The sequence below is a fragment of the Hymenobacter sediminis genome (assembly GCF_003231285.1).
GTDB lineage: Bacteria > Bacteroidota > Bacteroidia > Cytophagales > Hymenobacteraceae > Hymenobacter > Hymenobacter sediminis.
Map to the genome: position 1 here is coordinate 74,347 of NZ_QKNS01000008.1, position 24,573 is coordinate 98,919.

Annotated in this window: 27 protein-coding genes; 15 read left to right on the plus strand and 12 right to left on the minus strand. The window is 58.0% G+C overall.

Annotation, left to right across the window (positions count from 1 at the left end):
• Positions 1 to 75 precede the first annotated feature (75 nt).
• A complete protein-coding gene (locus DNI29_RS19600; RefSeq protein WP_238388155.1) occupies positions 76 to 981 on the plus strand; it encodes an NmrA family NAD(P)-binding protein in 906 nt (301 codons plus the stop codon).
• An 88-nt stretch (positions 982 to 1,069) separates the two neighbouring features.
• On the opposite strand, the gene DNI29_RS19605 is transcribed toward DNI29_RS19600, so the two are convergent.
• From DNI29_RS19605 to hutU, 10 genes are all read right to left on the minus strand, one after another.
• Entirely contained in the window at positions 1,070 to 1,261 is a 192-nt protein-coding gene (locus DNI29_RS19605; RefSeq protein ID WP_110979839.1) for a cold-shock protein, read from the minus strand.
• Positions 1,262 to 1,604: 343 nt separating this feature from the next.
• Positions 1,605 to 1,955: a hypothetical protein gene (locus DNI29_RS19610; protein WP_123823333.1), complete on the minus strand. Its 351-nt coding sequence runs from the start codon at positions 1,953 to 1,955 to the stop codon at positions 1,605 to 1,607.
• Between the two features lie 288 nt (positions 1,956 to 2,243).
• Positions 2,244 to 3,863 carry a cellulose binding domain-containing protein gene (locus DNI29_RS19615; RefSeq protein WP_110979841.1) on the minus strand — a complete coding sequence of 540 codons (1,620 nt, stop codon included), beginning with the start codon at positions 3,861 to 3,863 and terminating at the stop codon, positions 2,244 to 2,246.
• A gap of 294 nt (positions 3,864 to 4,157) precedes the next feature.
• Positions 4,158 to 5,249 carry a DUF5694 domain-containing protein gene (locus tag DNI29_RS19620; protein WP_110979842.1) on the minus strand — a complete coding sequence of 364 codons (1,092 nt, stop codon included), beginning with the start codon at positions 5,247 to 5,249 and terminating at the stop codon, positions 4,158 to 4,160.
• A gap of 249 nt (positions 5,250 to 5,498) precedes the next feature.
• Positions 5,499 to 5,831: a GNAT family N-acetyltransferase gene (locus tag DNI29_RS19625; protein ID WP_110979843.1), complete on the minus strand. Its 333-nt coding sequence runs from the start codon at positions 5,829 to 5,831 to the stop codon at positions 5,499 to 5,501.
• Between the two features lie 90 nt (positions 5,832 to 5,921).
• The gene (locus DNI29_RS19630) at positions 5,922 to 6,551 is read right to left on the minus strand and encodes a hypothetical protein (protein ID WP_110979844.1); all 630 of its coding nucleotides are present in this window, start codon (positions 6,549 to 6,551) and stop codon (positions 5,922 to 5,924) included.
• A gap of 138 nt (positions 6,552 to 6,689) precedes the next feature.
• Positions 6,690 to 7,418 (minus strand): NADPH-dependent F420 reductase, encoded by a 729-nt coding sequence (locus DNI29_RS19635; protein ID WP_110979845.1) that lies wholly within the window; start codon positions 7,416 to 7,418, stop codon positions 6,690 to 6,692.
• A gap of 214 nt (positions 7,419 to 7,632) precedes the next feature.
• Positions 7,633 to 8,259: a hypothetical protein gene (locus DNI29_RS19640; protein ID WP_123823334.1), complete on the minus strand. Its 627-nt coding sequence runs from the start codon at positions 8,257 to 8,259 to the stop codon at positions 7,633 to 7,635.
• Between the two features lie 10 nt (positions 8,260 to 8,269).
• Positions 8,270 to 8,632: a hypothetical protein gene (locus tag DNI29_RS19645; protein ID WP_110979847.1), complete on the minus strand. Its 363-nt coding sequence runs from the start codon at positions 8,630 to 8,632 to the stop codon at positions 8,270 to 8,272.
• A 31-nt stretch (positions 8,633 to 8,663) separates the two neighbouring features.
• Positions 8,664 to 10,484, minus strand: coding sequence for a urocanate hydratase (gene hutU, locus DNI29_RS19650; RefSeq protein WP_317048760.1), 1,821 nt, complete (start codon positions 10,482 to 10,484; stop codon positions 8,664 to 8,666).
• Positions 10,485 to 10,673: 189 nt separating this feature from the next.
• Between hutU and DNI29_RS24260 the strand changes: the two genes are divergently transcribed.
• The 6 genes from DNI29_RS24260 to DNI29_RS19670 all read left to right on the plus strand — a co-directional run bounded on the left by DNI29_RS24260 (position 10,674) and on the right by DNI29_RS19670 (position 15,864).
• Positions 10,674 to 10,892: a hypothetical protein gene (locus DNI29_RS24260; RefSeq protein ID WP_123823335.1), complete on the plus strand. Its 219-nt coding sequence runs from the start codon at positions 10,674 to 10,676 to the stop codon at positions 10,890 to 10,892.
• A 124-nt stretch (positions 10,893 to 11,016) separates the two neighbouring features.
• The gene (locus DNI29_RS24585; protein WP_162303675.1) at positions 11,017 to 11,472 is read left to right on the plus strand and encodes a hypothetical protein; all 456 of its coding nucleotides are present in this window, start codon (positions 11,017 to 11,019) and stop codon (positions 11,470 to 11,472) included.
• A 341-nt stretch (positions 11,473 to 11,813) separates the two neighbouring features.
• Positions 11,814 to 12,116, plus strand: a complete 303-nt coding sequence (locus tag DNI29_RS19660; RefSeq protein WP_123823336.1) for a hypothetical protein — start codon at positions 11,814 to 11,816, stop codon at positions 12,114 to 12,116.
• Between the two features lie 358 nt (positions 12,117 to 12,474).
• Positions 12,475 to 12,624, plus strand: coding sequence for a hypothetical protein (locus DNI29_RS24590; protein WP_162303676.1), 150 nt, complete (start codon positions 12,475 to 12,477; stop codon positions 12,622 to 12,624).
• A 254-nt stretch (positions 12,625 to 12,878) separates the two neighbouring features.
• Positions 12,879 to 14,603 carry a phosphoglucose isomerase-related protein gene (locus tag DNI29_RS19665; RefSeq protein ID WP_110979851.1) on the plus strand — a complete coding sequence of 575 codons (1,725 nt, stop codon included), beginning with the start codon at positions 12,879 to 12,881 and terminating at the stop codon, positions 14,601 to 14,603.
• Positions 14,604 to 14,859: 256 nt separating this feature from the next.
• Entirely contained in the window at positions 14,860 to 15,864 is a 1,005-nt protein-coding gene (locus DNI29_RS19670; protein WP_110979852.1) for an MBL fold metallo-hydrolase, read from the plus strand.
• 171 nt (positions 15,865 to 16,035) lie between these two features.
• Here the strand turns inward: DNI29_RS19670 and DNI29_RS19675 are convergent, their stop codons facing one another.
• Positions 16,036 to 16,914 carry a DUF4097 family beta strand repeat-containing protein gene (locus DNI29_RS19675; RefSeq protein ID WP_110979853.1) on the minus strand — a complete coding sequence of 293 codons (879 nt, stop codon included), beginning with the start codon at positions 16,912 to 16,914 and terminating at the stop codon, positions 16,036 to 16,038.
• 50 nt (positions 16,915 to 16,964) lie between these two features.
• The gene (locus tag DNI29_RS19680) at positions 16,965 to 17,882 is read right to left on the minus strand and encodes an arginase family protein (protein ID WP_110979854.1); all 918 of its coding nucleotides are present in this window, start codon (positions 17,880 to 17,882) and stop codon (positions 16,965 to 16,967) included.
• 218 nt (positions 17,883 to 18,100) lie between these two features.
• Between DNI29_RS19680 and DNI29_RS19685 the strand changes: the two genes are divergently transcribed.
• From DNI29_RS19685 to DNI29_RS19720, 8 genes are all read left to right on the plus strand, one after another.
• Entirely contained in the window at positions 18,101 to 18,538 is a 438-nt protein-coding gene (locus DNI29_RS19685) for a hypothetical protein (protein WP_110979855.1), read from the plus strand.
• An 80-nt stretch (positions 18,539 to 18,618) separates the two neighbouring features.
• On the plus strand, positions 18,619 to 19,095 hold the full coding sequence (locus tag DNI29_RS19690; protein ID WP_110979856.1) for a MarR family winged helix-turn-helix transcriptional regulator: 477 nt from the start codon (positions 18,619 to 18,621) through the stop codon (positions 19,093 to 19,095).
• Between the two features lie 207 nt (positions 19,096 to 19,302).
• Positions 19,303 to 20,037, plus strand: a complete 735-nt coding sequence (locus tag DNI29_RS19695; RefSeq protein ID WP_110979857.1) for a YebC/PmpR family DNA-binding transcriptional regulator — start codon at positions 19,303 to 19,305, stop codon at positions 20,035 to 20,037.
• A 112-nt stretch (positions 20,038 to 20,149) separates the two neighbouring features.
• Positions 20,150 to 21,232: a serine hydrolase domain-containing protein gene (locus tag DNI29_RS19700; RefSeq protein WP_123823337.1), complete on the plus strand. Its 1,083-nt coding sequence runs from the start codon at positions 20,150 to 20,152 to the stop codon at positions 21,230 to 21,232.
• A 111-nt stretch (positions 21,233 to 21,343) separates the two neighbouring features.
• Positions 21,344 to 21,682 (plus strand): hypothetical protein, encoded by a 339-nt coding sequence (locus tag DNI29_RS19705; protein WP_110979859.1) that lies wholly within the window; start codon positions 21,344 to 21,346, stop codon positions 21,680 to 21,682.
• Positions 21,683 to 21,891: 209 nt separating this feature from the next.
• Positions 21,892 to 23,031: a 23S rRNA pseudouridine(2604) synthase RluF gene (rluF, locus tag DNI29_RS19710; protein WP_110979860.1), complete on the plus strand. Its 1,140-nt coding sequence runs from the start codon at positions 21,892 to 21,894 to the stop codon at positions 23,029 to 23,031.
• A 436-nt stretch (positions 23,032 to 23,467) separates the two neighbouring features.
• Positions 23,468 to 23,884 carry an inner membrane protein YiaA gene (gene yiaA / locus DNI29_RS19715; protein ID WP_110979861.1) on the plus strand — a complete coding sequence of 139 codons (417 nt, stop codon included), beginning with the start codon at positions 23,468 to 23,470 and terminating at the stop codon, positions 23,882 to 23,884.
• Between the two features lie 70 nt (positions 23,885 to 23,954).
• The gene (locus DNI29_RS19720) at positions 23,955 to 24,512 is read left to right on the plus strand and encodes a sugar O-acetyltransferase (protein WP_110979862.1); all 558 of its coding nucleotides are present in this window, start codon (positions 23,955 to 23,957) and stop codon (positions 24,510 to 24,512) included.
• Positions 24,513 to 24,573: the final 61 nt, after the last annotated feature.

The window sequence follows — 24,573 nt, forward strand, 5'->3', positions numbered from 1 at the left end:
ACCGGGCAACCTTTCCGGCAGCTGAACGGTAGTAGTGTGCTACCCCATACCGGTGCCCCTACTATGTCTGAATCGATGTCTCCTTCTTCTGTGGTTGTACTGGCGGGCGCTACCGGCCAGCTCGGCCTCTTGATTGCCCACCACTTGCGCCAGCAAGGTGCTACCGTACGGGCCTTGGTGCGCCCCAAAGCTAATGCCTCGGCGGAGGCGGCTTCCCTCCGTCTGCAGGGTGTTGAACTAATTGAAGTTGACTATAGCCAGCCGGAGCAGCTCCGCCAGGCCTGCCTGGGGGCCGACTGCGTGGTGTCGGCTGTATCGGGGCTGCGCGAGGTGATTGTGGAAGCCCAGACGCGCCTACTTGAAGCGGCGGTGGCTGCTGGGGTGCCCCGCTTTATCCCCTCCGACTTTTCCATTGACTACACCAAACTGCCTGAGGGCTCTAACCGCAACCTGGATCTGCGACGAGAGTTTCAGCAGCGCCTCGATGCGGCTCCTATTCAGGCTACATCGGTGCTCAACGGCATGTTCACGGACCTGCTGACGGGCCAGGCCCCGGTTATTCTCATGGGTCCGCGCCGGGTAGTGTACTGGGGCGACGCCGACCAGCCCCTGGATTTCACGACCATGCGCGATACCGCCGCCTTTACTGCCGCCGCCGCTCTGGATGCTACTACCCCTCGCTACCTGCGCGTAGCGGGCGAGGTGGCTAGCATCAGGGGGTTGCAGGCTGCCGCTCAGGCGGCCACGGGCCAGGAGTTTAAGCTGTTTCGGGTGGGTAGCCTGCCGGCTTTCGGAAAGGTCATTAAGCTTACCAAAATTCTCATGCCTGCCCCTAATGAGGTATTTCCGCCCTGGCAGGGCATGCAGTACCTGCACAACATGTTCAGCGGCCTCCCCAAACTAACACCTCTCGACAACGCCCGCTACCCCCACCTCCGCTGGACGCCGGTGCGGGAGGTACTGGCTACGCCACAAGTGTAAACCCACTCCCCTACCCCTTGGTAGATGCGCAAACAAAAAAAGCATGCCGTATGGCATGCTTTTTTTGTTTCTCTGAGAGAGGGAGCGGTTAGGCGCGACGCACCTGAACAGCGTTCAGGCCCTTGCGGCCCTGCTCTACCTCAAACTCCACCGTGTCGTTGTCACGGATTTCGTCGATGAGGCCGGTTACGTGAACGAAGATGTCCTGGCCGGTGGTGCTGTCGTTGATGAAACCAAAGCCTTTGGTTTCATTGAAGAATTTTACGGTTCCTGTTGACATGATGCTTTAGGAAATGGATGAAAAGAAAGCAACTGACAACGGAACGCTACTTTGATTCTGCAAGCGAATAGATAGTAGATGAAACGAGGCAATTTGCCTTAAACAGTGTAAACATACGCCTTTTATTTTGACAACCTCTGTAAAAAGGTTGACATCTTAACCGACGATGCAGTACAGCGGGCTAACGGCCGCTTTCTAGCTTAAGTTCAACGTCATCTTTTTTAAAATAAAAACTGAAACTATACACGTAGTGTAGCCGGGGCAAACTACGCCGCCTACCCCTGCACCTAAGCCAAGGCAACGCTTACCATGCCGCACCGTCCGGACAGACTGAACCGGCCGCTTATTGCCGCACCAACAGCCAGTTGAAGCTGATGCCCTTCGCCGCATCGGTTCTGATATCCAGCGGGTGGGGCCGGGAGGGTTTGGCTGTTGAAGGGAGGTAGGGTCGCCGGGTGCCGTTAGCAAACACCACCGTCAGATTCTGGTACGGGATAAACACGTTAATGTGGTCGCCGGGCTGGCTGGCAGCTACCCAGGCGCGCAGGTCCACGGTAGGCTGAGTAGCGGTGAGAGAGGGCAGAACGGGCCGTCCTCGCCGGGTTAGGGTTAAGTAGGCGCTACTCACCTGGTAGCTCAGCGGGTCCGGGCACGCTGCATCAGCACTTACCTGCAACCGTACAATTCGCGCCATGGGGCTACCCGTAGCAGGTATCTCCTCCCCGTTGCAGAGCACCTTCAGAACAGGCGTAGTACAATTGCTTTGGGCGGCCACCCCGGAGGTAGCCGCCCAAAGCACCAGTAGTAAAAGCAATCTATATGACACGAGCAGGACTCTTTAGGCGGGCGCTAGCTTGTAGGGAAAGGCTACCGGCAACGAATGTAAACACAACTCCTCACCTCACCGGTAAAAGCAGCATCGCCCTACCCCCTGGCATCGGCCTGAACCGTATCAAGCTTCTTGGCTATACTGGCCAAGCTCTTACTGCTTCAGCAGGCGTACGATACTCATTTGCTGGCCATTGCTGACGCGCAAGGCGTATACCCCCGCCCGTAACCCTGGTAACGCCAGCGTCTGCCGCTGCAAGGCAGCGGGCTCAAGGCGTTGCGTCAGCACGGGTTGGCCCTGCCAGTCAAGCAATGTTAACACCAGAGGCTGCTCCTGACTACCGCTGATTTCCAGCAAGGCCTGCTCCCCCACTACCGGATTGCCTAATACGGTTACCTGCAAGGGAGCTATCTGGGTGCCCGCTACCTGCCGGGTTGAGGCAGCCGGTGGCTCCTGCCCATATACCAGCTGATCTTGGTAGTAGAGGGTGATGTGCTCGTTTGGAGCCAGAGGCCCGGCCGGGCGGTAGGAGTAATCATCAGCTTCGTTGAAAGCCGACCAGTTACTTTTATTGATTCGGTACTGAATGTTGCCTGTGCTGCTGCGGGGGCTTAGTTGACCGAGCGTTGGGGAGAAACGCAGTTCCAGATATGCTGAGGCGCCCGCTTGCCCCGCACTCAGCCGCGTAAATTGCCCGTTGATGTTGCTGCTGCCCAACTTGGCAAAGGTGCTGGTGAAATTCAGGGCTTCAGGTCCGTCGGGCGTAAACCAATAGCGCACCTTCAGATCAGCATAGTTCACGGGCACATTGCCTTCATTCACCAACTCCAGGTAGGTGGTGATGACGTTGGCGGTGGGGGTAGCGCTCGGGTTCGATGACAACACCCGCAACTGGGTAACCGGAGGCACTTCGGCGGGCTCTTCGCCCCAGATGCGCCGTCCGTTCCAGTACAGGGTAATATGGTCGTTGGCAGCGTAGGTAGGCTGGTTGCGGTAAGAGTAGTCGTCGGTTTCGTTTAGCGCCGACCATGTGGGGCTCGTTAGCTGCGCCCAGATGGGGCCGGAGTTGGAGCCCGGCCGCAGGGTAGTACCGCGCTCCGTGGCAAAAGTGTACTCTACGTAGCCCAGCGCGCCGTTGCGGGGTTGGGTCAGCCGCACATACCGGGCTTTTACCTGGTTATTGCCCAGGGCCGCAAACGTAACCAGCGCGTTCAAGCCCGCGTCGTTTTCCACCGTCAGCCAGTACCGAATCGTCAGGTCCTGGTAAAGCAGCCCGGCCCGGCTGGAGTTATTCGCCAGCACCAGGTGCGGCCGAATCACGTTGTTGGTGGGGTTTCCGTCGCCATCAGCATACAGGACTGCTACCCCCAACGACTGCACCGTAAGCGGGCGCGAAACGCTGGTTGCGGGTTCATACTGCGCGTTGCCAGCCTGCAGGGCCGTAATGGTGGTAGTGCCTATGCCCGTCAGCCGAATTACGCTGCCATCGATAATTGCAACAGCCGGATTAGAGCTGCTGTACGTGACGGGCAGCCCCGAGCTAGCCGTAGCTGCCAGCGTAATTTCATCGCCAGCCACAAAATTTACCGTGGGGCTGAAGCCTGGGAAAGTGATGCTTTGGGTTAGCTTGGCCGTAGTTTGGGCGCGGGCTGCTGGCCCGGCGCTCAGCATCAGCAAAACCAGCAAGCACCGCATTGTGGCCTGGGCCAGACACCGCGCCCGGCTCCTGGCTACATCATTGGCAAGAGGAGGAAAGGTAAGCTGTCGTTGCATAGCTCAGCAGGTAAATGGGTGAATAAACAGGCTTGGCAAGCACTACCTCTTCATCAACCAATAACCAACAACCTCATTTTCTTGTCCTTACCAGGCCAGACAACACCATTATACCCACACAGCTAACCGGATGTTCTTCTATTATTAGGCCATGATAGGACAATACCTTTGCGTAATTATTTCCTCTTCATCTGGCAGCTTAAGAGCAGAGGAGACTTGCTCGCGGAAGCAGTAGCCAGGGTTTCTGGCACACCCCAGATGGCCAATGCACCACCTCCCTGCTCTGGTTTCCGGCTACGGCAAATCGTTGTAGGTACTGACGCGTACGTGGGGCATGGCCGCGAGCATGCGGTGCATTATCATGGTATGGGCCGAGCCCACGGCTACCACTACCCGATGGGCCTTTTGCTCCCGCGCCCGCCGCACAATGTTGTCGCACATGCCTTGGTTGCGAAGCTGCCACTGGGTTTTCATGGCTTGCACGGCGGCCGTAGGGAAGCCCGGCGCCCCAAACAGGGCCTCGTCGCCGTAGAAATTTAAATCGTCGTTGAGCTTGCCGAAAGCCGGCGCGTTCATAATCCGATATGCCTGCTCGCTGGTATTAGCAGCATCCAGGTAAGCGAAATAGGCGGTTTTGGCGGCGTTTATCCGGCGGAAAGTGGCGGCCTGCTCCGTCGTGGAATCGGCTTTGAAAGCTGCCTGCAGGGTCAGGAACTGACCGTACGTTTGACTGGAAGCCCTGCTGAACGCTTCGCCGTAGCGCTGACAATCCATGGAAGCAAGCTGATCTTGGCCGAGCTCCTGCAGCAGAGGAAAGAAGATGCGATGGTACTCTGTGAGCGGGCGCACCATTTTCAGGACCTTGCGCAAGGAATCGGCCGGGCCAAACGCCTGCCGGTAGTAGGTCTGGTCGGCGGCGCTCAGGCGGCCCTTGTAGGTTTCTTCCAACAGATATAGCTGATACTCGGCGTTGGCCCGGTCGTAGTTGTAGGCGTAGTAGCGGGCCAAATCAATGCGTTGCTGGTGCAACTGTGGGTTCTTGCGCAGCCGGCGGCGCACTGCAGCGGCGGCTTTGGTGCTCAAGGGCGGGGTTTGCAGCTCCCGGCGCTGCAGGTACCGCAGGCACCGCTGATACGGCCGCGCTTCTCCCTGCGTAACCGGTAACTGTCGGGCATCGGTGGGTGCCAAGTACTCCCCTATTACCAAGTCAGGCTGGTAGGCTTTGAGCTTGTCGATGATGGGCCGGTAGCTGGCGTCCGTTTCGCCGTTGTAATGGGAAGTGCCCACCAGCAGAATTTCCAGGGGCTTTTGGGCCACGGCCAGGGTAGCAGCCGCACACCACACCAGCCACATCAGCACCAAGCGCTTATACTTAGATAGAAACATAAAAAAGAAGCTAACACTAGAACTAACAGCATAAATGTAACAAACCTAGGCTCATCCCTACCCCTGCTTATGCCTTAAAAGCTTGCGCACTGTGTTACGATATTCGCCTATCTCGCCCTGGGTTGAAACCACACCAGGCTGTGTAATAATAGCATTCCGAGCTAGCCGAGGAATCTTGCGTGGTGACGTCCGGATTACTATAGCAACATCAGCACGCGAGATTCCTCGACCCGCTCGGAATGACCGTTTTTATTGAGGTTGCTGCTTTTCCTGGAACCAACGCAGGTAGCCAGGAGCCACAAGCCGCTGCCACTCCGGGTGCCGCTTCAGGTAGGCGGTTACGAACGGGCACAAAGGAATCAGTTGGCGCTGCCGCCGCTCAACTTCCGCCAGTACCTTTTCCACCAGCGCCGTGCCTACCCCCTGCCCTTCCAGCTGCGTCGGCACCTCTGTATGAAACAGGGCCACGGCCTCCTCCCGGTCGCCGTACTCCATAAAGGCAGTGGTGTGGTTTACAGTCAGCTCGAAGCGGTGGCTGCCGCTGTTATCGATGAGGGGCAAGTCTTGGAGTTCAGGTTTCATGGAGAATAATGAGAGGCGTGAAAAGGAGGCTTAGCGGCGTAGAAGTCAAGATACCTGAGCGCGAAAGGCTGTTGGGCGCTTATCACCTTTCTAGCAAGGAAAGAAGAACTCCACTTCTTGCAGCTGACCATTTTTAAATACCAGATTCAATGATGCATCGGTTAGCTCGCCGTTGTGTTCAAACGGCAGGTTTACGATTAGTTCGCCGGATTCCGGAACTGGTTCTTCGGCTTGCTTGGTGGCTACGGGGTAGAGGCGGCGCACATCTTCCAGCGTCGTGTTCTGGTCGAGGGTCAGTTGTCCTAGCTTCCCCTGGAATTTGCCCGTCGTGACGCTAAAGCTATGCAGCAGGGCCTGGTTGCCGTTTACTTCGTACATGGTGTTGCCGTAGTACCACCAGTCGCCTGCGGGGGCATCCATGGGTAGGTCTAGCTGGCCGCCACACTCCACGGCTCCTTTCTCTACTTGGTCGGGGCGGCCCATTTGGCGCTCTAACTCCTCAACCGTGAGCTGCTTGTTCTGCTGCCCGTTAACAGTAACGAGGCCTTCTTGTATCCGCTCTGGGTTGGAGGAAGCAGTGGCCTCAACGTTGGGTTCCTGGGTAGGTGAAGGGGTAGGCGGGGCCGGTGCCGTTACCTCGCTTGCTGCAGGGGTGGTTGGGCTGCTCTGGCAAGCGGCCAGACTCAGCAGGAAAGGCGCAATGCGTACGAAAATCTTCATATATGGATAAGAGTATGCGCAAGTATACTCGCTACCTACCCACACTCCCTGAGACGAGTGGATAAAAAAAGACCGTCATGCTGAGCATAACGGTCTTTTTAGCAATTGAGAAGTAAGCTTGGCGTTTCTGGGCGTTGGCTACTTCAGCTTGATGCCTTGGGCCTCCATGGCCTGCTCCGCCTTGGCGTGGTTGGCCAGGAACTCTTGGTGCTGGGCCTCCGTGCGCTCCGTGCCGAGGCGGGCCAGATGCTCGCGCACCTGGTCGGCGGGCAAATCGTTGCAGTAGATGGGCCCGCCGGGCTGCTGCCGCCACGATTCGTGCATGGTGCCGCCGTCGAGGGCGTCGAAGCCTAGCTCTTCCACCAGGGCCATTACTTTCTGCTTGGCGGCGGCATCATCAGAGGCCACGGGCAAGGCAATGCGGCCGGGCGTGCCGGCGGGCTTCCCGTTTTTCTCGAGGTGCTCGGCGAAAATGTTGTTGAACACCTTCACTACCGGGCGGCCCAGGTGCTGCTGCACCCAGCCGCTTTCGGTCAGGTCGCCGGTTTCCAGCTCCGGAATTTGGCCATCGCGCAGCATGGGGTAGTAATTGCTGGTATCGATAATGGGCACCTCGGCCGGCACATTGGCAAACAGGTCTTTGGGCAGGTCCGGAATTTTCTCCAGCGGAATGGTCACCACGATGATGTCGCTGCCGCGGCGGGCTGCTTCCTCGGCCGTCACGGGGGTAGCACCGGTTTTCTGGGCTAGATCCTGCAGGGTTTCGGGGCCACGGGAGTTGGCGATGTACACGTTGTGGCCGAGGCTGGTAAGCCGCACGGCAAGGGCGCTACCGATATTACCGGCTCCAATGATTCCAATGTTCATAGTTGAGTTGTTTGGTTCGTACGCCGGTGATGTGCCGACGCAGGGTGGTAAACAACGGAAGTAGGCGTTTTGCTTTTTTCTTCTTGGGATGGGGCTAGAACAAGCAACGCCGCCGGAGCGGGGCTCGGGCGGCGTTGCTTATGAGATGAGCTACTTTCAGCTTAAGGCGCATTTCTTGATTGCAAGGATTTTCACAGCCGAGTATACTTTACTTCTAACCTTTGATCTGATTTCTAAATGAATCTCCCACTTCAGCTACTATTGATCTAAAATCAGCTTGCAGCGTAGAGTGACTCGCAGTGGCAATTTGCACCATATTATCAGTTAGCCCTTTGCTCTGTAGAGCTGGAACATCGAGGCCATTCATATCTATTAGACTCACACCATTAATTGACCATGCTTCTAACCTTTGCATTAGCAAACTCAGCTTACTAAAATCAGCACTCTCAATAAGCAGCATATTATCATCAATTGCGGTACGTGCTTGAATAACTTGCTGATTAAATCCAGGCAATTTATCCAGTAACGGATTTTGCCACAAATCATCTAATTGCTTCCTAGTGTATAACAAATTACCCCATAATGCATTGTATATTGAGAATTGTTTTTCGGAATATCTAGTAAACAACAGCTTAGTCCTTTCCAATTCAGCTTTTGTTTCTTCTAATTCTCGTTGGTACCTGGACTTTATACCCTCTAAATCTCTTTCATGTTTGTTTTTTACATTACCTAAAAGCCTATTAGCAAAAAAATCACCAAAAAATTTTGAAAGACCGAGTATTATTACACTAGCCCCACCAATTGATGTAACAAGAGCAGTAAAAATATTCAGATAATCCACGTACGTAAAGTTAATCATACATTCCTATTCTATTTATCTGCATCCATTCTTGCAACGCTTCTGGCTCCACCGTTTTTGGACCCAAATATTTATTTTTAGTTAGAAAACCCCACAACTCTCCTCTTAAATATATTTTAGGAGGAGTTGAAGTATATCTATTATAAGGACTTAACGACGAATATTGACTCCCATAAGAACTATATTGATTAAAAATAGAAGTAGCTGAATATTTACTACCATAACTTCCATATTGATTTACAATAGAATCTGCATCATACTTATTAAAAGTTATTTTACCTAGAAATTGCCCATCATTACTTAGTAAAAATGACTGCTTTCTACTTATTTTTTCAGATAATTCTGCTGGCTTCATCTTAGATGGTCTTTGTTTAACAAATATACAACTACTGCCGCCCCGGAATCTTCACGCCACGCTCCTGGGCTACCTGTTGAGCTAGTTCGTAGCCGGCGTCGGCGTGGCGAAAGATACCCATACCGGGGTCGGTGGTCAAAACCCGTTTTAGCTGTTCGGCTTTTTCGGGGGTGCCGGTGGCTACTATCACCATGCCGGCGTGGGTGCTGTTGCCGATGCCCACGCCGCCGCCGTTGTGCAGGCTCACCCAGTCGGCGCCGGAGGCACAGTTGGCTAGGGCGTTGAGTAGGGGCCAGTCGGCTACGGCGTCGGAGCCATCCTGCATGCCTTCGGTTTCGCGGTTGGGCGAGGCCACGGAGCCGCAGTCGAGGTGGTCGCGGCCGATGACAATGGGGGCTTTTACTTCGCCGCGGGCTACCAGGTCGTTGATAATCAGACCAAACTTTGCCCGCTCGCCGTAGCCCAGCCAGCACACGCGGGCGGGCAGGCCAATGAAGGGCACTTTGGCCTGGGCCTTTTCAATCCAGCGACGCAGCATGCGGTTTTCGGGGAAGGTTTCGAGCAGGGCGCGGTCGATGCGTAGGATATCCTGGGGGTCGCCGGAGAGGGCCGCCCAGCGGAACGGGCCCTTGCCCTCGCAGAACAGCGGCCGGATGTAGGCAGGCACGAAGCCGGGGTAGAGAAACTGCCCGTGCTCGTCGCGCACCCGTAGCCCGCCTTTTTCGGCCTGCCCGCGCAGGTTGTTGCCGTAGTCGAGGGCCACGGCGCCGGCCGCCTGCAGATCAATAATGGCCTGGCAGTGCTTCACGATGGATTGCAGGGCCCGGCGCTTGAACTCCTCGGGGTTGTCCTGGCGCAGCTGCAGCACCTCGTCCAGGTCGCCTTCGGGGATGTAGTCCATCAGGTCGTGGGCCGAGGTCTGGTCAGTTACGATGTCAACCGGGAAGCTTTGCTGAAGCAGCTGGGGTAGCACGGTAGCGGCGTTGCCCGTCAGGCCCACGGAGTAGCCTTTGCGCTCGGCTTTGTACTGCTGGCATAGCGCCAGAGCGTGGGCCAAGTCGCGGGCCTGCTCGTCTACGTAGCCTTCGCGCACCTTCTGCTTCACGCGGGCATCTACGCTTTCAATTACCAGGCACACGCCGTCGTTCATGGTCACGGCCAGGGGCTGGGCGCCCGACATGCCCCCGAGCCCGGCCGTGACGGTGATGGTGCCGGCCAGCGTGCCCGAAAAGTGCCGGTCGGCCACGGCAGCCAGGGTTTCGTAGGTGCCCTGCAGGATGCCTTGGGTGGCAATGTAAATCCAGGAGCCGGCCGTCATCTGCCCGTACATCATCAGGCCTTGGCGGTCCAGCTCATCGAAATACTCCTGGGTGCTCCAGGCCGGCACCAAGTTGGAGTTGGCGATGAGCACCCGCGGGGCGTGGGCCCAGGTGCGAATCACGCCCACCGCCTTGCCCGACTGCACCAGCATGGTTTCGTCGGGGGCCAGCGTTTTGAGGGTGCGCACAATGGTCTGGTATTCCTTCCAGTTGCGGGCGGCCCGGCCGGCGCCCCCGTACACAATCAGCTCATCGTACACCAGGCTTACGGCTGGGTCGAGGTTGTTTTCCAGCATGCGCAGGGCCGCCTCTGCCTCCCAGGTCTTACAGCGCAGCTCGGGGCCGTGCTGGGCCCGAACTATTTCGGAAGGCTTATATTCGTAGTACATCGGGCGCTGGGAGGCCGCGCCCCCTACCCCTTGCTGACGAGGCAATGGGCCGCCCGATGGGGAGGGGTTAGAGGAATCGGAGACGGAGGACGCTTCGAGGTTGAGCTCGGGAGCGGGGGTAGGAGCAGGAGTGGAAGCAGACATACGGCAGAGCGGTTGGGTAGGCGTTGGGGCTGGAAGGTAGGATTTTCCGGCGCTCCAGGCTACCCCCTACCCCCAGCGGGAACCGCAATGTTCACTAAAGCTTAACGCCCTGCAATTCATTGATTCAGGCCCAGGGCCGTACCAGTCAAAAGTTTTTCAAGGGCTTTGCCTTCATCTTTCCAGTGCACCATGCGTCAATTCACCGATTACTTCCGGGTAACGACTTTGCTGCTTCTGCTGCTGTTAGGAGCTGCCAATCGAAACCGTTTGACTTCTTCCCTACCCCTGGCCGCCCGCCCAATGGTGCGCCCTGCTAGCTCCGAAAAGCCATGGCAGCAAGCCTGGCGACGGACGTTGCCACTGCCGGTTCCGCCATCCCAGCCTATCAGCCAAGCTCAACCATTATAAAAAAACCAAGATTTTATTAATTAAAATCAGGTTACCTATTTCTCATTGGGAGTATAAAGCTCTGATTCGCTGCTAATAGGCACGAATTCATCTAAAACACCCAACTCCTTATCCAACCAACACCATGAAAAAGGTCCTTTTTTTAGCTCTGGCTGCGGCCTCGTTTACATTTGCCTCGTGCGGCGGTAACTCTCAGGAAGGTGCCGGTGGCTCGGGCACCGAAGGCGGAACGGGTACTGAGTCGAGCAGCGGCTCGGGCTCCGGTTCGATGGATGCTTCTGGCTCCGGCGACGCTGGCATGAGCGGCGACACTAGTTCGATGGGCACTGGCTCGGGCGGCGGCGGCACTACCAGCACCGGCGACCAAAGCGCAGGCTCTACTACTAGCGGCACCAGCACCACGGGTGGTGGCTCTACTGCTGGCGGCATGGGCTCTACGGCTGGCGGTTCTACCGCCGGTGGCTCTACGGCCGGTGGCAGCACCGCTGGCGGTACCACGGCTGGTGGCTCTACCGCTGGTGGTAGCACCGCTGGCACTACTGGCGGCAGCACTGCCGGTGGTGGCACCACGGGCCGCTAAGTCAGCCCAACCAGATATAAGGAAAGCCTCTCACAATGTGAGGGGCTTTTTTTATGCCCTCCCAGGGGCTACCTGCCCCAGACTCGGTGGGCAGCAAAGAAAGAACGGTCATTCCGGGCGGGTCGATGAATGACGGGCTTATGGGTAAGGTAATGCTACCTGCCCACATCTTATATCCTAAAGTATCGGTGGCGGGACTAAGCTCAACAGTAATAAAAAAGCAAGAAAACTTTTACCTCTCTCGGGTTACCTACCCCTGCTCCAGGTATCAAGGTCCGAATTTGCTGCCGGAAGGCGGCGAAATTGCTTCTGACTTCATCTACCTGTTACGTAACACCATCATGAAAAAAGTTCTGTTCCTCGCTCTGGCTGCTGCTTCGTTCACTTTTGCTTCGTGCGGCGGCGACGCTACCACGACCAACGAAGGCGGCACCGGTGCCGATGACGCTTCTGCCACCGAGTCTCCCGCTACTGAAGGCGCTACCACCGACACGACCATGACCGACGCTGGCGCTACCACGGCTGAAGGCACTACCACTACTACCGAAGGTGCTACCACCGCTGGCACCACTGAAGGCGCTACGACTGCCGGCACCACCGCTGGTGGTACTACGGCTGGCACCACGGGCACCACGGCTCAGTAGTCAGTTGCTACAGCCTTAAGTTGCTGTTTTAAGAAGCCTCTCACTGTTGTGAGAGGCTTTTTTACGCCTGCCAAAGGGGCATCCCTACCCCGCCGCCGCGGCGCAAGCCCGGTACCTCCGAATTCGCTAAGTCCAGTTTTACCTCTCCCCGCCCCTTTGGGCTGCAGGGCCGAAGACGCAACTGGCCTTTGGTTATAAAATCCGCAAACTGTCACCAAGTTAATTTGCTGTTCGACAGGGTATAAAGCAGGTTTCGACTAATAATTCTTCGGTATTGCTATACCTAAATTTAGTTTTACCGTATGTACCGGCGCTGGCCTACCAAGGCAGGTATTTCACGCTTTTGTTTCCCCTGATTATGCAGCGCTTTTCTACTCTTCTTCGCTTCTTTGTCCTGTTTTTGCTGCTTTTGATAGGCGCCGCCAACCGCTCCGGCATGGCGTCGTCTATTTCTTTTTCCGAGGAAATTTCGGCCTTCTTCCGCAGCGTACAGCCGTCTAATACCTAAGCCGGCTGGCCCCCGCCAAGTGCGGGTCCTTTCCGCCACCATCTGCGCTTTATGCTGAGCGCAGATGGTGGCGGTTTGTGTGTATAGAGCTAGCCCGCCCGCTGGCCGTGCCTGCCCTGCATAAGGCAGCCCGTGCAAATTCTGGCTGAAATCCTCGCCGTATCTGCCGACTTCTCTACCTTTGCCCGCTCCCCGTGTGGCCACTCGCAGGCCGCGGCTAGCCCTTTCCTCGACACTCTGTGAACCCGAATCGAATGGAAACTTCTTCCTCCAACATCTCCGCCATGACCCTGCAACTGGGCTCTTACCAGGCTGCCATCGACGCCAAACTGCAGGATTTCAACGCCCGCAACTTCACCGCCGGCTTCTGGCAGAAGCAAGCCGACCTGTGGGTGCAGGACACCGAAGCCCAGCAGAGCCTGCGCAGCTTTATGGGCTGGCTGCGGGTAGCCGAAACCATGCTGCCCCGCGTGGGCGAGATTGAGGAATTTGCCCGCGAGGTGAAGGCTGCCGGCTTTCAGCACGTAGTAGTAATGGGCATGGGCGGCAGCACCATGACCCCCATTGTGTTCCGGCAGGCATTCCAGCAGGGCCCCGGTGCCCTACCCCTCTCGGTGCTCGATACCACCAACCCCGGCACCGTACGCGAAATTGAGGAGTCGGTGCCGCTGGCCCAGACCCTGTTTGTGGTAGCCAGCAAATCGGGCACCACGGCCGAGCCCCTGGCTTTCGGCGACTATTTCTACGCTCGCCTCAAGGAAATTAAAGGCGACAAGGCCGGCGAGAACTTCGTGGCCATTACTGACCCCGGCTCCAAGTTTGTAACCCAGGCTACGGAAGAAGGCTACCGCCGCATCTTCCTGAACTTTGCCGAGGTAGGCGGCCGCTTCTCGGCCCTCTCTTACTTCGGGCTGGTACCGGCTGCCCTGTACGGCATCGACATTAAAACCCTGCTGGAGCGCGCCATTGACATGATGCGTGCCACTGGCTCGGAGGGCGACGTGCAGCAAAACCCCGGCCTGGAGCTGGGCGTGGCCCTGGGCGTACTGGCCCGGCAAGGCCGCGACAAGCTCACGCTGGTAGTGCCCGACACCATTTCGGACTTTGGCCTGTGGCTGGAGCAGCTGGTTGCCGAAAGCACCGGCAAGGAAGGCAAAGGCATCATGCCCCTGGCCGGCGACCCACTCAATGGCCCCGAGGTGTACGGCCAGGACCGCGTGTTCGTGTATGTAGGCTTTGAGAACCAGCCCGACGAGCAGAACCGCCAGAAGGTAGCTGCCCTGCAGGCTGCCGGCCACCCGGTAGTTACCATTCTGATGCGCGACGCCCTGGACCTGGGTGCTGAGTTCTTCCGCTGGGAAGTAGCCACGGCCATTGCCAGCGCCGTGCTCGAAATCAACCCCTTCGACCAGCCCAACGTGCAGGCCGCCAAAACCGCCACCGACCAGCTAATGAAGGTAGTGGTGGAAAAAGGCGCCCTACCCCAGGAAAGCGCCCCGGTGCTCCAGGAAAACGGCCTCGACTACTACACCAACGTAGCGGGGGGTAGCGCGGTAGAAGTGCTGCGCGCCTTCTTCGGCCAGAGCAAGCCCGGCAATTTCCTCTGCATTCAGGCCTACCTGCAGGAATCTCCGGAGCTGAACCAGGAGCTGCAGGAGGTACGCAGCCTGGTGCAGCAGCACCTGCACATTGCTACGGCTTCGGGCTACGGTCCCCGCTTCCTGCACTCCACGGGCCAATACCACAAAGGTGGCCCCGACAACGGCCTGTTCCTGCAAATCACTACTGACCACGCCCAGGACCTGCCCCTGCCCGGCCGCCCCTACACCTTCGGCACCTTCCAGAACGGCCAGGCCGCCGGCGACCTGAAAGCCCTGCAGGACTACAACCGCCGCACCCTGCGTGTGCACCTCGGCTCAGCTGGCGAAGCTCAAGGCGTAGGCACTCTGCTTACTGCGCTGCGCGAGGCGCTGGCGTAAGCCATAGATTATCATCTTTTTGAAAAGGCCCGACTGGTTCACCAGTCGGGCCTTTTTGTATGCGGCAGGTTGTCAAATCAAAACAATAGGGCAGGCAGCAGAATGACCGTCATGTCTCGACCAGCTCGACATGACAATTTCTATCACAACATCAGCACGCCAGATTCCTACTACGTTGGAATGACACCTTGCGCTTTTTATACCCAATTCAGATGAGGTTCGTACTGACTGTATCGTTTCACCTACCCCTGAACTCATGGAAAAGGTAGCCGCTGGGGTTCACCAGCTTTCTATCCAACGCTTTGTTAATGTATACTTTGTAGAAACCGGCCACGCCGGGGCCTGGGTGCTGGTCGATACCGGCTTGCCCGGCTCGGAAAAGGCCATTATCGAGGCCGCCGACAAGATTTTCTACCCCGGCACCCATCCCGAAGCCATCCTGCTGACCCACGGCCACATGGACCACTCGGGCTCGGCCCAGGCCTTGGCTGAGCATTGGAAGGTACCTGTATTGGCTCATTCTCTCGAAATGCCCTTCCTGACCGCCCGGGCCGTATATCCGCCCGCCGACCCAACGGTAGCGGGTGGCGGTTCCCTGGCGTTTGTGGCCCGCTTCTTCCCGCCCCAGTCGTTCCAGCTCAGCGACTACGTGCAGCACCTTCCCGAAAATGATACCGAGCCGCCCTTCCTGCCTGACTGGCAGGTTCTGCACGTTCCGGGCCACGCACCGGGCCAAATTGCGCTGTTCCGCGAAAAGGACCGCACCCTGATTGGCGCCGATGCCTTTGCCACGGCCAACCACGAGTCGGTGCCGGAACTGCTGCTGCAACTGCCGAAAATCAGCGTAGCGGGCGCACCGTTCAACTACAACTGGCAGCAAGTACGCGAGTCGATTCAGAAGCTGGCGGCGCTGCGGCCCGAGGCCATCGGCTGCGGCCATGGCCCCGTCATTAAAGGCCCTGAAGCCGCTGCGGGCTTACAGAAACTAGCCGACGAGTTCCAGATTCCGGCCAAAGGCCGCTACGTGCAGGACCCCGCCCGCCTCGATGAAAACGGCGTGGCCTACCTCCCGCCGGCTCCCCACGACCCCATCCGCCAGAAGTTTGCCATTGCCGCGGTAGGATTGGGCGCATTGGCGGGGGTAGCCTTGCTGGTGAAGCGCTACCAGAAGCACAAGCAAAATGAGTACCCGCAGAAAACTTCCCCCGTGCCCAAGCGCCCCCGCACCGACGAGGTAGTGCGCTACCCGGAGCGGTACTAAGTTTTGTTACTCCAATCATTCTGCACATCAATCAGAGACGGGGAACCTGGGTCTGAAAGCCCGTGCATTCCACCAAGACGTCATGTCGAGCTGGTCGAGACATAACAGACTTTATAGTTCGCCTATCATTCCTGATCCACAACAAAAACGCCCGCGTAAAGCGGGCGTTTTTTATTCACTTACTTCTTCATCGGCTGGCTGGGCATCAGGGGGTAGGGCCTCCTGCTTTACCGCCACGCTGCCGTTCACGGTGGCGGCGCGCAACTGCGCGCCGCCCTTCCCGAGGGTTGCCACCAGGTTGTGGGGTAGCACGCTTTTGCGCTTGGTGTTCAGCTCAGCCTGCACACGGCCCTGCACGGTGCGCGCCATAATGGTGGCGGCGTACACGGCGGGCAACTTCCAGGAAATGCTGCCATTGACGGTGCTTACATCCAGGCCGGGGCCCTGCCAGGCGTCGCCGGTAAGGGTGAGGTTCAGGCTGCCGGCGGTGGTTTTGCCGCGTACGTCGCCGCCCACCCCGGCCAGGGCCAGGCTGCCGTTGGTGCTTTCGCAGCGGAGGGTGCCGCGCACGTTTTCAACGCTGATGCTGCCATTGGTGGAGCGCAGAACCAGGTCGGTTTGGGTGGGCACCAGCACTTCGTAGCTGACTTCCCAGCCGTCCATGTTCTCGTTGGCGCGGGCGGCCCGAAGGGTGTGCCCTTGAGAACTGACGCGCACAGCAGCAGCCAAAGCTTTGGCAGCCTCTAGGGTAGCCGCCCTACCCGTCACTACCGCCCGAACCCGCACCTCTGGGCCGCTCCAGGCTCGCACCAGAATACTGCCGTGCAGGCGGGCATCCACGGTAAGGGGCGTACCAGCGGGCGGGGCTGGCAAGGTCAGGGGGCGGATTTCGCAGTGTTGCTTCTGCAGGGAAGCAGAAGCGGGTAGCGCCGGACAGGCCAGCGTAAAGGCGGGGCTGGCGGGTTTTGCGGCGGGCTTAACGGGTGTTTTCTGAGCAGTAGCGGGCAAGCCCAGCGCCACGCTCAGCAAACAAGTAAACAGGTGTTTCATAGCAGAAGAAAAGCAAAAGCCCAGGCTTCGCGCTGGGTAAGAGGGTAGCGTCAGGCGCTGAGGGTAGCGGCTATTCCGGTCAGGTAGGCCGTGAGAATGGTAGCAGCTAGCCGCGCGGTTTGGTTGTCCCGGTCGAAGAGGGGGTTCAACTCCATGAGTTCAAACAAGAGCACTTCGGGCTCCTTGCCGGCCAGAAAAGCAGCTTCCACCGCTTGCCGGGGCGTAAAGCCATCGGCGCTGGGGGCCGAAACAGCGGGGGCATAGGCCTCGGCGCAACCGTCTATATCGAAGCTCACGAAGGCCGGACCGGCGGCGGTAGCCCGGCGTAGGGCCCGGCGCATGTACTCGGTCATGCCATCTTGCTGCACATGGGCCAGCGGCACAAGGGTAGCCTGTTGCTGGTGCAGGAAACCAATATCTTCCTTGGTATTGAGGTTAGAATGCAGCCCGATTTCGGTGAAACGCTCACCCGCCAGCACTTCCTCGCGCAGCAGCTTGCCAAAAGGTGTACCACTGCTGAGTACCCCGGGCCGGTCCTTCACGTCGGCATGGGCGTCGAGGTTGATGCCACCCACGGCCTGTCCGTTGGTGGCGTCGCGGAGGGCGCGCACGGTGCTATAGGTGCAGTCGTGAGAACCGCCCAGCACCACCACGCGGGGGTACTGGTTGAGCAGGCGCGTAAGTTCTGCCCTAATGGCTTGGTGGTTGGCTTCGTGGTCGGGGGTAGTGCGCAAATCGAGGTTGCCGGCATCGGCAATGCGCAGGCCCTCTAAGCTCACGTTGTGCTCCAGATTGTAGGTTTTATGGTAGCGGCGCAGTTCGCGCCGGATGGCCTCGGGGCCGCCGGCCGCGCCAGCGCGGCCGCCTTCCAGCACGGTACCAAAGTCGAGGGGTAGCCCCACCAGGCAAACATCGGCCTGGTCAAGTTCAGTGGCGGGGCGCAGCAAGTCGCGGATAAAGGTGGGCATACCCAAATGTAGCGGGAAACGGCAGCTTGCCTAGCAGCAGGCACTTTCCGCGCCGCCTGCCCGCCATCCGTGCCGCTGGAACCTTAACTCCTACCCCTCTTAACCCACTCAAACCTGGCTGGGTAAATGTCAGCACGTACCCCCCGGCCGAACGCCTTGGACAGCGAACCAGAACGTTTAACTACCCTTAAAACGGGCGCAACAGGTTACCTTGCGTTATGCTCTATCGTCTTTTTCTTGCGGCCTTCCTGTGCCTTGGAAGTTTCCGGGGGGTAGCCCAGCGTTCCTCTCCGGCTGTGCCCCGGCTAGCGCCTTCCTTTTTCACTACGTACACCTACCTCACCTACTCCATCCTTGACAAAGCCACCAGCCCCACGCCTATGCCGGCCAAGGGGGTAGGCGGCACACTCACGCTGCGGCCCGACGGCACCTACCAGAAACGGCTTACGCTGAGCATCAATGGCGGCACCATGCCCTTCGATCAGGATGGCCGCTTCACCTTTGCCGGCAACCGCATCAGCTTTTCTTATACGGATAAAAAGGGCCAGGCCCGCACCGACGAAGGCACCTTTCAACTGCGCAACGGCCTTCTGACGCTGACTATGGCGGGCTTTCCGGCCGGTAACCAGAGTATTTACACCCTGCGCCAGCAATAGCTGCCCGCCCGAAGGTATTGTCGAGTTTCTTTTACCTTCACCCGTACTTACTCCGTCGTTGTATCCTGCCACCTGCTACTATGCTTTCGAACATCATTTTCTATTCGCTGGATAAGGCCATTCGCCAGTATCGGCGGTTTGCCCAGGCCAACATCGACCGGGCAGGCGTAGATATTACCATTGATCAGTGGCTGGTGCTACGGGTGCTGGAAGAGCACGATGACCTGACCCAGATGGAAATTGCCGAAAGGGTTTTTAAGGATCAGGCCTCGGTGGCACGCATTCTGGCCTTGCTGCTCAAGCGCGGCCTGTTGCGGTCGGAGCCCCAGCCCAACGACGGGCGTCGCAGCCGCCTGCGCGTATCGGCGGCCGGCGAGGCGGCCCTGGCTGCTGTGCAGCCCGTGGTACTCAGCAACCGCTCCATAGCCCTGGCGGGCCTCAGCGAAACCGACCTCGACCACCTGCGCCAAGTGCTGGAGCGCATTTACCGCAACTGCTCGGCCCCAGCTGCGGAGCCTACCCTACCGGAGGCTGCCGAAGCCGGGCAAGAGGCTTAAGCCAATGACATAGGGTAGGGTTCGAGAGAATAGGCCTACCCCTGCCCTGCACGTAAAGCCTCTTGCCTTGGCCCCTTGAGGCAACAACTGCCCGTCTGTGGCCGTACGTTGCGCTCCGCCGGGCTTTCTGCTAACTTGCAGCCCCTTTCGGCCCCACCCGCCGAAACGTCAACTCACTATTTCACCATTTTACCAACTCACTGATAGATGGGACGCGCGTTTGAATTCCGCAAAGGCCGCAAAATGAAGCGCTGGGACCGAATGTCGAAGGACTTCACCCGCATCGGCCGGGAAATTGTCATGGCCGTAAAGGAATCAGGCCCCAACCCCGATACCAACTCGCGCCTGCGCACGGCCATGCAGAACGCCAAGGGCGTGAACATGCCTAAGGACCGGGTAGAAGCCGCCATCAAGCGGGCTAGCAGCAAAGAGGAAAAGGACTACCAGGAGGTTGTATATGAAGGCTACGCGCCTCATGGCGTGGCCATTGTAATTGAAACGGCCACCGACAACCCCACCCGCACCGTGGCCAACGTGCGCATGTACTTCAACCGGGGCAATGGTGCCCTGGGTACCGCCGGCTCCTCCGATTATACCTTCACCCGCAAGGGCGTGTTCAAGCTGGCCGCCGAAGGCCTCGACCTCGATGAGCTGGAACTGGAGCTGATTGATGCCGGCGCCGAGGACGTGTACTCCGACCAGGAAGAAGACGAGCACGGCAACGTGAAGGAATACATTGTGGTAGAAACGGCCTTCACCGACTTCGGTCAGATGCAGAAGGCCCTCGAAGAAAAAGGCCTCAACGTAGTTTCGGCGCAGCTACAGCGCGTGCCCAACACCACCGTGCACCTCGAAGGCGACCAACTGGAAGAAGTAATGAACCTCATCGAGAAGTTTGAGGAGGACGACGACGTGCAGGCCGTGTACCACACGCTGGGGTAGGTTTTTATATCTCCTACCTGTCTTCTCACACCAGAACAGCGCGCCGTGCCTCTGCACGGCGCGCTGTTTTTATTTCTACTTTCGGCAACCAATCAGCTGACTTTCTATTCTCGTGCTCTATTTCCGTTGCTTCCGCCTGAAGGCATTGCTCACGTTAATATTCTTGCTACCCGCCGCCCTTGGTTTGGCTCAACAAGCCGAGTTAACTGCCCTTCTTAAAAAGGAGCAAGTGCCGGGCATGCAGCTGGTTTATACTAAAAAAGGCGAAACGCTCCGGTACAGCCTGGGCTTGGCCAAAGCGGGTACTACGCAGGTTGTTACTGCTGCCACTACGTTTCAAGCTGCATCTCTGGGTAAAGTGGTACTGGCGTACACGGCCTTGCGTCTGCACGACCAAGGCCTACTCAATCTGGATAAGCCCCTACAGGCCTATTACACCGAGCCGCGCCTGCGTACCCAGCCCCGCGCCGCCACCATCACGGCCCGCATGGTGCTCACGCACACTTCAGGCTTGCCCAACTGGGCCGAAAACCCGCTGGAAGCCAGCTGGAAAACCTCAGCCCTAGAGCTAAAATACGCTCCTGACAGCTGCTGGAATTACTCCGGCGAAGGCTTCGTGCTGCTGCAAAAAACCCTGGAGCACATCACGGGCAAGCCCCTGCAAGCCCTGGCACAACAGGAAGTTTTTCGGCCGCTCGGAATGAGAAACAGCAGCTACATCTGGCGTAGCGCGTTCGACAAAGATGCCAGCTTCGGCCACGACGACGCGGACAAGCCTACGGAAATCCGCCGTTTCCAAGAAGCCAATGCGGGCTTCAGTTTACTTACCACTGCCACCGACTACAGCCGCTTCGTACAGGCGCTAGTAAAAGGCCAAGGGTTGAAACCAAGCACCGCCCAACTGCTGCGTATGCCAGCCAATGCCGCCGAGCGTTGCGCCAAACCCACCAGCACAACTGACCCATTCATTGCCTGGGCCTACGGGGTAGGCCTAGCCACCACCAGCCGTGGCCCCGCCCTCTGGCACTGGGGCGACAACGGCGACTTCAAAGGCTTCTTTATTGCCTTCCCCAACACGCAGGAAAGCTTGGTGTTCTTCACCAACAGCGCCAACGGCCTGCACATAACCGACGCCGTGCTGCAGCTATTCTTCGGGCCGGGGCAGTACCGGGCCATACAGTGGCTGGCGGAGTAGCTTCTTTATCAATGAGGCGGCAGTATGCCTACCCCTTAAAATATCCGCAACCTCATATCCCTTCGGGTACATATTCGGTATATATCCCACAAACCCCACTCTCCCTATACCATGCCCATCTCCTATAAAACGCTGTTCCTGCTCGAAGCTGATGCTTTTTCCTTGGTAGAAATCAAGCTGCTGGACGTGCAGAGCGACGACCCGGCCGAGGTGTACTTCTGGTTCCGGTTCGATAAAGCCAGCCACTACCTAGAGCACCTGGAGTTCGTGTCGATGAACCGGGAAGGCGCGGAGCAACGGGAGTTTCGGCAGGGGCGGCTGCAGTTCACGGAGGCCAGCGGTACCTTTGTTGCCGAGGATGGAGCCAGCTCGCCGGTTCGCGTGGGCGCCACTGCTACCCTACCTCCTGAGCTCGACGACGCCATTCAGCGCTACTTTATTGGGGCGTAACGCTTTGCCTCCCTACCCTACCTTCAGGCAGGAAGGGCAGTAGCCGTTGGAGCTTACGCTGGCGCAGAAGGTAGGCTCCGGCTGTTTTCTTACTGCATCTATTTCAGTAATTCGCCCCGGCTCATGTACTTCCGCCGTATCTTTGTGGTCCGCCAGGGCATAACTGCCTTGGCGGATCATTTTTGTTTTGCCCTCAACACCCGTTGCCCATGCCTACTCGTCTTAATAAATACATCAGCGAAAGTGGGGTCTGCTCCCGCCGGGAGGCCGACCGCTTTATTGAGCAGGGCAACGTGCTGGTGAATGGCAAGCGGGCCAGCATCGGCGACCAGGTAACGAGCAAGGACCGGGTTTCGGTGAACGGTATTGTTATTGAGCCCCGCGCCGAGGAAGATGCTGTGTACATTGCCTACAACAAGCCGCCGGGCATCATTTCTACCACCGATACCGGCATCAAGGACAACATCATCCGGGCCATCAAGCACTCGGTGCGCATCTTCCCTATCGGCCGCCTCGACCGGGATTCGCAAGGTCTGATTCTGCTGACCAGCAACGGCGACATCGTCAATAAAATCCTGCGGGCCGGTAATAAGCACGAGAAGGAATACATCGTGATGGTGGACAAACCCATCAACGACTTGTTCATTGAGGGCATGGCCAACGGCGTCCCAATTGGGGGCACCATGACCCAGCCCTGCAAGGTGACCAAGGAAACACCCTACATCTTCCGCATTATTCTGGTGCAGGGCCTCAACCGCCAAATCCGGCGCATGTGCGAGTACTTCGGCTATGAGGTGGTGCAACTGGAGCGCATTCGCGTGATGAACATCAACGTGAAGGGCCTGGGCGTAGGCGAGTGGCGCGAGCTGAAGGAAAAGGAGATGAAGGTGCTGTTTGAGATGATTAAGGACTCCGACGGGACTGATGATGGCTCCACGCCCCGGCGGCGCAAGCGCCCTTCCTCGGCTGAGTTCTGGGCCGACCGTCCGGGCCGCAAGGGTGCGGCCCCCCTACGGCCCGCCGATGCCCCCGGCCATGCCAAACCGGCTGGCGCCTGGGTAGAAAAACCCACCGGTAAGCGCGCCGCCAAACGGCCTACTCCTGCTCCCACCGCTCCGGCTGAATGGCCCACAGGCCCGGCCCGGGCCAATGGACCCGCAACCGGAGTTCGGCCCGATGGGCCGGGGTTTGGCAAAACGCGTCGCCCTGCTGCGGGCGCTGGTAGCGGGCCTCGCCCACGCGGAGCAGCCGCCGGCAAAGGGCCTAAGTCGGCGCCCGCCGGACCACCCAAAGGCAAAACCAGTACCCGTGGTACCCGCGGCGCCAGCCGCCCCGGAAAGCGCTCTTAACTTTTAGTCTTACCTCCAGAATGCCAGCGGCCCATCCTGTGATAGGATGGGCCGCTGGCATTCTGGAGAAGGCCGTAACGTGGTGAAAACCGAACCCTACCTACATTATTCACTCACGAGCTTACGTCCTACCCCAACAGGGTTTATGAAGCCTCATCAGAGTAGCAGTTACTCCTAGTGTAACGGGAACCTATTCAACTGATTTCACAATATCCAAAGTCTGATTTCGCAATTACCACACGAACATTACTTAAGCCATAAACAATTGTTTATCATCCATATAAGACAATACACCCATTGCTGTCACAGGATTTTTTACTGGCGATATAAAGTCTGATAGAAGAGAAAATTCGGGTGTCAATCGGTGAGGGGGCCGCGTATGTTTGAACTGTTCGGCCAGGGTGGCTGAGCAACCTTACTTCAAATCTTCCGCACCATGAACACCAAACCATCGAATGCCTTTATTGCTGCTTCCTGGGTAGCCCTGCTGGCAGGCGTAGCCGCTTTCATTATTGGCCTCTGGAACGCCCAGATGCAGCTCAACGAAAAGGGCTATTACTTTGCAACTCTCATGTATGGGCTGTTTGCCGCCATTTCCCTACAAAAATCAGTGCGCGACCAGTTGGAGGGCATTCCGGTGACGGGCATCTACTACGGCTTGAGTTGGTTTTCAACCCTGCTGTCGGTAGCCCTCCTCACGGTAGGCCTCTGGAATGCTACCCTCACCCTGAGCGAGAAAGGCTTCTATGCCATGGCGTTTGTTTTGAGCCTGTTCGCCGCTATTGCCGTGCAAAAGAATACCCGCGACAACCGTGGCCAGAACCCCAGCCCCGAAGCAACGGCTTTGAGCTAATGGCGGGGGTAGCGGGCCAGTTGGTACCTTGCTGCCGACAGGGCCTGGTTCTTCCCCTGCTCAACTCATTATGCCTTTGACGCCCAAACAACAGATGCTGGCCGGGGAGCTCTACCTCGCCAACGACCCCGAACTGGTAGCCGAGCGCCTGCAGGCCAAGCAGCTCTGCCACCGCTACAACCAGGAGCCCGTGCACCTGAACAAAGAGGTACTGGCCGAGCTGCTGGGCTACGAAACCGACGCCCACCTGGAAGCGCCCCTACGCTGCGACTATGGCTACAACATCCGCCTGGGCCGCAACGTGTACGCCAACTACAACCTCACCATCCTTGACTGTGCCCCCGTTACCATTGGCGATAATGTGTTCATCGCACCCAATGTGGTCCTGTCGACGGCCGGGCACCCAGTGGAGGTAGCCTCGCGCATTGCAGGCTGGGAATTCGCGAAGCCTATTACCATCGGTAACAATGTGTGGCTGGGGGCAGGAGTGCTGGTAATGCCCGGCGTGACCATTGGCGAGGGAACAACCATTGGGGCGGGCAGCGTCGTCACGCGCGATATTCCGGCGGGGGTGGTAGCCGTGGGCAACCCCTGCCGGGTGCTGCGGGAGGTAGCCGCACCAAAATAGTAGCCGATTCATGGAATAGGCAGCAAGCTAAAAGAGGACGTCGTTCGGGCTTCTGAAAAAG

Excerpts from the sequence above, each read along its gene's own strand:
- DNI29_RS19600 (WP_238388155.1), top strand. The coding sequence starts at position 76 with ATGTCTCCTTCTTCTGTGGTTGTACTGGCGGGCGCTACCGGCCAGCTC.
- DNI29_RS19605 (WP_110979839.1), bottom strand. The coding sequence starts at position 1,261 with ATGTCAACAGGAACCGTAAAATTCTTCAATGAAACCAAAGGCTTTGGT.
- DNI29_RS19610 (WP_123823333.1), bottom strand. The coding sequence starts at position 1,955 with ATGGCGCGAATTGTACGGTTGCAGGTAAGTGCTGATGCAGCGTGCCCG.
- DNI29_RS19615 (WP_110979841.1), bottom strand. The coding sequence starts at position 3,863 with ATGCAACGACAGCTTACCTTTCCTCCTCTTGCCAATGATGTAGCCAGG.
- DNI29_RS19620 (WP_110979842.1), bottom strand. The coding sequence starts at position 5,249 with ATGTTTCTATCTAAGTATAAGCGCTTGGTGCTGATGTGGCTGGTGTGG.
- DNI29_RS19625 (WP_110979843.1), bottom strand. The coding sequence starts at position 5,831 with ATGAAACCTGAACTCCAAGACTTGCCCCTCATCGATAACAGCGGCAGC.
- DNI29_RS19630 (WP_110979844.1), bottom strand. The coding sequence starts at position 6,551 with ATGAAGATTTTCGTACGCATTGCGCCTTTCCTGCTGAGTCTGGCCGCT.
- DNI29_RS19635 (WP_110979845.1), bottom strand. The coding sequence starts at position 7,418 with ATGAACATTGGAATCATTGGAGCCGGTAATATCGGTAGCGCCCTTGCC.
- DNI29_RS19645 (WP_110979847.1), bottom strand. The coding sequence starts at position 8,632 with ATGAAGCCAGCAGAATTATCTGAAAAAATAAGTAGAAAGCAGTCATTT.
- hutU (WP_317048760.1), bottom strand. The coding sequence starts at position 10,484 with ATGTCTGCTTCCACTCCTGCTCCTACCCCCGCTCCCGAGCTCAACCTC.
- DNI29_RS24260 (WP_123823335.1), top strand. The coding sequence starts at position 10,674 with ATGCGTCAATTCACCGATTACTTCCGGGTAACGACTTTGCTGCTTCTG.
- DNI29_RS24585 (WP_162303675.1), top strand. The coding sequence starts at position 11,017 with ATGAAAAAGGTCCTTTTTTTAGCTCTGGCTGCGGCCTCGTTTACATTT.
- DNI29_RS19660 (WP_123823336.1), top strand. The coding sequence starts at position 11,814 with ATGAAAAAAGTTCTGTTCCTCGCTCTGGCTGCTGCTTCGTTCACTTTT.
- DNI29_RS24590 (WP_162303676.1), top strand. The coding sequence starts at position 12,475 with ATGCAGCGCTTTTCTACTCTTCTTCGCTTCTTTGTCCTGTTTTTGCTG.
- DNI29_RS19665 (WP_110979851.1), top strand. The coding sequence starts at position 12,879 with ATGGAAACTTCTTCCTCCAACATCTCCGCCATGACCCTGCAACTGGGC.
- DNI29_RS19670 (WP_110979852.1), top strand. The coding sequence starts at position 14,860 with ATGGAAAAGGTAGCCGCTGGGGTTCACCAGCTTTCTATCCAACGCTTT.
- DNI29_RS19675 (WP_110979853.1), bottom strand. The coding sequence starts at position 16,914 with ATGAAACACCTGTTTACTTGTTTGCTGAGCGTGGCGCTGGGCTTGCCC.
- DNI29_RS19680 (WP_110979854.1), bottom strand. The coding sequence starts at position 17,882 with ATGCCCACCTTTATCCGCGACTTGCTGCGCCCCGCCACTGAACTTGAC.
- DNI29_RS19685 (WP_110979855.1), top strand. The coding sequence starts at position 18,101 with ATGCTCTATCGTCTTTTTCTTGCGGCCTTCCTGTGCCTTGGAAGTTTC.
- DNI29_RS19690 (WP_110979856.1), top strand. The coding sequence starts at position 18,619 with ATGCTTTCGAACATCATTTTCTATTCGCTGGATAAGGCCATTCGCCAG.
- DNI29_RS19695 (WP_110979857.1), top strand. The coding sequence starts at position 19,303 with ATGGGACGCGCGTTTGAATTCCGCAAAGGCCGCAAAATGAAGCGCTGG.
- DNI29_RS19705 (WP_110979859.1), top strand. The coding sequence starts at position 21,344 with ATGCCCATCTCCTATAAAACGCTGTTCCTGCTCGAAGCTGATGCTTTT.
- rluF (WP_110979860.1), top strand. The coding sequence starts at position 21,892 with ATGCCTACTCGTCTTAATAAATACATCAGCGAAAGTGGGGTCTGCTCC.
- yiaA (WP_110979861.1), top strand. The coding sequence starts at position 23,468 with ATGAACACCAAACCATCGAATGCCTTTATTGCTGCTTCCTGGGTAGCC.
- DNI29_RS19720 (WP_110979862.1), top strand. The coding sequence starts at position 23,955 with ATGCCTTTGACGCCCAAACAACAGATGCTGGCCGGGGAGCTCTACCTC.